Genomic DNA, 4,801 nt, shown 5'->3' with positions numbered 1-4,801 from the left:
GCGGCAGCCTTGAGGGCGGCTTCGTCGGCAGAGCCTTCGAAAGCGAGTTCAGTGATAACACCGATCTTGCCCTTCATGTGGCTGTAAACACCGAACACAGTGTTCGGGGCCTTCTTGAGCTCGCCGAACTTGCGGAAGTCGATGTTTTCCTGGATCTTCACGAGGACGTCCTGGAGGCGGTCGTTGATCTTCACGCCGTCAACAACAGCGTTCTTGAGATCTTCGACGGAGGAGATAGCCTGCGTTTCCACGGCCTTGACGGCGAGGTTGGCGAGAGCGACGAAGTCTTCGTTGTTGGAAACCGGTTCGGTTTCGCAAGAGAGTTCGAACGCAGCAGCCTTGTCGGCAGTTTCCACGAGATAGATGCGGCCTTCCTTGGCAGCCTTGTCGGCGCGCTTTGCAGCGACGGCGGCACCCTGCTTGCGGAGGAGTTCGACGGCCTTGTCCATGTCACCGTCAGTTTCGGTGAGGGCCTTCTTGCACTGCATCATGCCCACGCCAGTCTTCTGGCGGAGTTCGTTAACGAGGGAAGCGGTAATCTGCATAATTACTTGTCCTCACCGTTGTCGAACTTCTTGGGTTCTTCCTTGTCAGCCTTCTTGTCGGCGGCCACGCGGGCCTTGACGTTGGCGGCGATGTAGTCCACAATGAGCTTGATGGACTTCACGGCGTCGTCGTTAGCCGGCACGGGGTAGTCGACGAGAGTCGGGTCGACGTTCGTGTCGCAGATGCCGATGATAGGAATGTGGAGGCGACGAGCTTCGGCCACGGCAATCTTTTCGTGAGCGAGGTCGGTCACGACCAGGAGACCCGGAAGGTTCACCATTTCGCGGATGCCACCGAACACGGTGAGCAGCTTTTCGCGTTCACGGTTCTTGTCGAGCACTTCCTTCTTGGAGAGAGCCTGGAACGTACCGTCGTTTTCCATGGCGTCGATCTTGTCGATCTTCTTGATGGACTTGCGGACCGTCTGGAAGTTCGTGAGCATACCACCGAGCCAGCGGTTGGTAACAGAGAACTGGTTGCAGGCGGCAGCGGCGTCGAGCACGCACTGACGAGCAGTCGGCTTGGTGCCAACGAAGAGCACGGTCTTGCCAGATTCAGAAATCTTGGCAGCGGCCTTGGCGGCTTCTTCGAGGAGGTCGCGAGTCTTGGACAGGTTGAGAACGTAGATGCCGTTCTTTTCCGCCAGGATGTAGGGTTTCATTTTCGGGTTCCAGCGCTGAGTCTGGTGACCAAAGTGGGAGCCTGCAGCGAGCAGGTCTTCAACGGAAGGCAGATTTGCCATAATGTATTCCTTTTCGGTTGTTACTACCCGGTATGCAAATAAGCCGCGAAGCGAAGCCCGAACCTAGGGTTGTAGACCGCGCCACCGAAGCGACTCTCGCAAACCGGTGATTGGTTTTTACCCGAGCGAAATTGCTCGAGCGGACGAAAATTTAGTAAAAAAGCGCAAGGCAAGCAAGGCGGACAAGCCCCTAAAACCCGCGAAATTAACTAAATTTGGGCACATGGCAGATAAAAAGAAGATACTCGTGATGGTAGCAAGCCCGAAAAACGAGCGCAGCGGAACGCTTATTCCCACAAAGGCGTTCGTTCAGGGGCTCGAAGAGAACGGCGACTACGAGACCGAATACCTCTTTATCGACAGGCTGAACATAAAGCCCTGCCGCGGATGCCTCAGTTGCTGGGGCCGCGAAGACGGCAGTTGCTTCATCAAGGGCGACGACGTTCCCTGGGTGCGCGAGAAGCTCACCAACGCGGACATCGTCATCTGGAGTTTCCCGCTGTACCTGTTCGGCGTTCCCGGCCAGATGAAGGTATTGATGGACCGCATCGTCGGGATGGTCCACCCCTACATGGGGCAGAAACTGGAAAACGGCGCGAACGCCATGAACTCGCACCTGCACGGGCTGCAGTTCCAGAAGGAAGGCCAGAAAATCATTCTGCTTTCAAGCTGCGCCTGGATGGACATCGACGTGGTGTACGAACCCATCGTGAAGCAGTTCGACATCATCCTCGGACACGAGGGCTACACGCTCATCGCCTGCCCGCAGATGCGCGCGCTCGACCACCGCGGCGGACCGCGGCGCCTCGCCATGCTGCGTGAAAAATACCGCAAGGGCGGTGAAGAGCTCGCAAAGACCGGCAAGCTCTCGCAAGAAGCCATCGATATGATGCAGAAGCCTATCTTCAGCGACGAGGCCTACGTGACGCTCGTGACCGAGTTCGTCACGCACATGTTCGACAGGCCGGACAACTTCTAGAAGGAACCGACAAGCACCTTCTTCATGCCCGCCTTTCCGGCGCCGCGCAACAGGTACACACCCTGGCGGACGCCATTGATTCCTTCCTTGACCATGCGCACCGCATCTTCCATGCCGGCAGCCTTGAAATTTGCCACACGCTGGCCCTGAATATCGAACAAACTAAAATTGCTTTCGGCTTCGGTCATGCTGAAGCGTATATCCGGAATGGCATAAGGAAGATCCACCGACGCCTTGAATTCCACGTAGTCGATGTCGATCCAATCGTTGGTGATTTCGAGCTTCAGCTCGTGTTCGCCCTTCTGCAAGGTCGCCTTGCCGCCGCTCACGACAGAATACGTGTCGAAGCCCTGCCCGGCGCTCGCCATTTCGTCACCGATGCGTTCGCCATCCATATAGAGGACGAAGCTGCCGGTCGTATTGTCGCTAGCCACGTTGGCCGAAATTTCGTATTCACCATCGGCAGCGACATTCACGGTATACTTGAGCCATTCACCCTTCTGGTTGTAACCCACGGCGAGGCCCATGTTCGGCTGGTAAATGTCCACGTCGTCCTTGCGGAACTTGCCGCCTTCGTTGCCCTTGTTCAAATCGTAATAGGCCTTGTCGGCGCCGCCCTTGTTGTAGTTCTCGGCCTCGACCTTGCCCGGAATCTCGATAGGCTCGGTGTAGGGGCCGTATTCCTCGGGAGGTTCGTCGGGAACCACGGACTGGCTCGGGTCGACGAGGTTCACCTCCGGAGCGTCGGGGTCAATCTTCTTGTCGATAAGCTTGAGCATCTCGGAGCAGTAGCGCCTGCCGAGTTCAATCACGCCCGCGCGCCCAAAGTGATAAGGGTCCTTGCCGTTGCCCTGCAAGCCCTTCGAAGAGGCAAGCCCGAACTTCTTGAAGTTGTTCTTGAGTTCGGCAATACCGCCATTCTTGCTGCCGCAGCAGTTGTTGCCTTCTTGCAGCAGTTCACCCGCCACGAAAGGGACCTCGTTCTCGTCCAGGTCGAGCGCATCGATAATGTCCTTGTAGGTCTTGTAGACGGTCTTGCGCCAGTTGGCATCGGTACCGTCACTTTCGCCCTGATGGAAGATGAAGCCCTTGATGACGCCCACTTCCTTGGCCTTCTTCGCCAGTTCGAGAATGCGTCCCGGAGGGTTTCCACCGTAATCGTTGATCCAGCCCCAGCTCTTGATATCCTTGCCATCGCCGTTGAAGTAAGACACATACTGGTCCTTGTCGAAGGCGCGGATACTCACGGCACCGATTGCCACCGGGATGATGCCCACGGTTACGCCCGGGAGGGAATCGACCATCGCGCGGCCGAAGTAGTCCGCCGGGGAAAGGTTCTCGAAGGCGTGGAACATCGGGGGAATCGCGGCCGCCCACTCGCCTTCCTTGATGGACTGCGTGGTGTTGCCGCTACGGTCCTTCGCGTTCGCCGTATGGGACGCCAGCATGATGAAGTTCTTGGGGGCCTGGGCCTGATCCTCGGAAGGAACGATATCGCCGTTACCCGCCATGTTGGACTGCCCGTAGGCAATGTAGATGTGGAAATTGGGATTGGGGGCGGCACTGGCAAGCGTCGCCAGCATCAAGACACCTCCCACAAGCCACATGGCCAGGGTCAGAAAATCCGTAATCTTTTTAACATCCATGACACACTCCTATACACTTTCCCCTAAAGGTACCCAAAGGAGGCGCCATAATCCCACGAAAGGCAGCGATTTTCGTGGATAAATAGTCAACAAACCCGCGGCCGGCGGGCCCTTGCAGCAAGCCGCAAAAAAAAGAAAAACCCCCGCAAAAGCGGAGGGTCCAAAAATGCGACAGAGCCGAATGGGCTTGTAAAAAGAAAAACCCCGGCATAGACCGAGGTTTTCCGTAAAAGCGATTCGCAGATTAGCGCTTGCTGAACTGGAAGTGCTTACGAGCCTTCTTGCGGCCGAACTTCTTACGTTCAACGGCACGGGCGTCACGAGTCATGAGGCCTTCCTTCTTGAGGGCGGGCTTCACTTCGGCGTCGTTGGCGACCAAGGCGCGGGAAATGCCAAGACGGACAGCACCCATCTGGCCGGCGATTCCACCGCCACGAGCGGTGACTTCGACGTCCCATTCTTCCGCGTTGCCGAGGATGGCGAACGGAAGGTTTGCAATCATGTTCTGCACTTCAGAGTGGAAGTAATCCTTGAAATCACGACCATTGATAGTGCGCTTGCCGGTACCCGGCTTCAGGATCACAGCGGCGATGGCGTTCTTGCGGCGGCCCGTGCCACGGTAGATCTTCTTGTTCTTTGCGGTAGCGATAGAGGTATCCTCCGTTCTAAAGATTAGAAGTCAACGACTTCGGGGTTCTGCGCAGCGTGCGGATGTTCGGCGCCGGCATAGATTTTGAGTTTCTTAACCATCTTGTGGCCAAGAGCGCTGTGAGGGAGCATACCCCAGATAGCAGCGGTCAGCGGGGCGGTCGGGTCCTTCGCCATGAGGTCGGCGAAATTGATCCAGCGTTCGCCGGCGATGTGACCGGTGTGGTGGAAGTATTCCTT

The 4,801-nt window shown here is 56.9% G+C and carries 6 protein-coding genes; 1 reads left to right on the top strand and 5 read right to left on the bottom strand.

Going from position 1 to position 4,801, the window contains the following annotated elements:
- Both tsf and rpsB read right to left on the bottom strand, forming a co-directional pair.
- The coding region (gene tsf / locus IK012_RS13310) for a translation elongation factor Ts (protein ID WP_290955409.1) at positions 1 to 545 on the bottom strand (545 nt) is incomplete at its 3' end.
- 2 nt (positions 546 to 547) lie between these two features.
- Entirely contained in the window at positions 548 to 1,288 is a 741-nt protein-coding gene (gene rpsB / locus IK012_RS13305; RefSeq protein ID WP_173379080.1) for a 30S ribosomal protein S2, read from the bottom strand.
- A gap of 223 nt (positions 1,289 to 1,511) precedes the next feature.
- Between rpsB and IK012_RS13300 the strand changes: the two genes are divergently transcribed.
- A complete protein-coding gene (locus IK012_RS13300) occupies positions 1,512 to 2,267 on the top strand; it encodes a flavodoxin family protein (protein WP_290955407.1) in 756 nt (251 codons plus the stop codon).
- On the opposite strand, the gene IK012_RS13295 is transcribed toward IK012_RS13300, so the two are convergent.
- The 3 genes from IK012_RS13295 to IK012_RS13285 form a co-directional block, all read right to left on the bottom strand.
- A complete protein-coding gene (locus tag IK012_RS13295; protein WP_290955405.1) occupies positions 2,264 to 3,913 on the bottom strand; it encodes a sialate O-acetylesterase in 1,650 nt (549 codons plus the stop codon). The genes IK012_RS13300 and IK012_RS13295 overlap by 4 nt on opposite strands.
- Positions 3,914 to 4,157: 244 nt before the next feature.
- Complete coding sequence (rpsI, locus tag IK012_RS13290; RefSeq protein ID WP_088636612.1) at positions 4,158 to 4,562, bottom strand: 30S ribosomal protein S9; 405 nt, start codon at positions 4,560 to 4,562, stop codon at positions 4,158 to 4,160.
- Between the two features lie 23 nt (positions 4,563 to 4,585).
- Positions 4,586 to 4,801, bottom strand: a 216-nt coding sequence (locus IK012_RS13285) for an uL13 family ribosomal protein (RefSeq protein WP_290955403.1), incomplete at its 5' end; no start/stop codon positions are given.

Source organism: Fibrobacter sp., assembly GCF_017551775.1.
Classification (GTDB): domain Bacteria; phylum Fibrobacterota; class Fibrobacteria; order Fibrobacterales; family Fibrobacteraceae; genus Fibrobacter.
This window is presented reverse-complemented; position numbering and strand designations above follow the sequence as displayed.

Coding starts and splice junctions, on each gene's coding strand:
- rpsB (WP_173379080.1), bottom strand. CDS start 1,288: ATGGCAAATCTGCCTTCCGTTGAAGACCTGCTCGCTGCAGGCTCCCAC.
- IK012_RS13300 (WP_290955407.1), top strand. CDS start 1,512: ATGGCAGATAAAAAGAAGATACTCGTGATGGTAGCAAGCCCGAAAAAC.
- IK012_RS13295 (WP_290955405.1), bottom strand. CDS start 3,913: ATGGATGTTAAAAAGATTACGGATTTTCTGACCCTGGCCATGTGGCTT.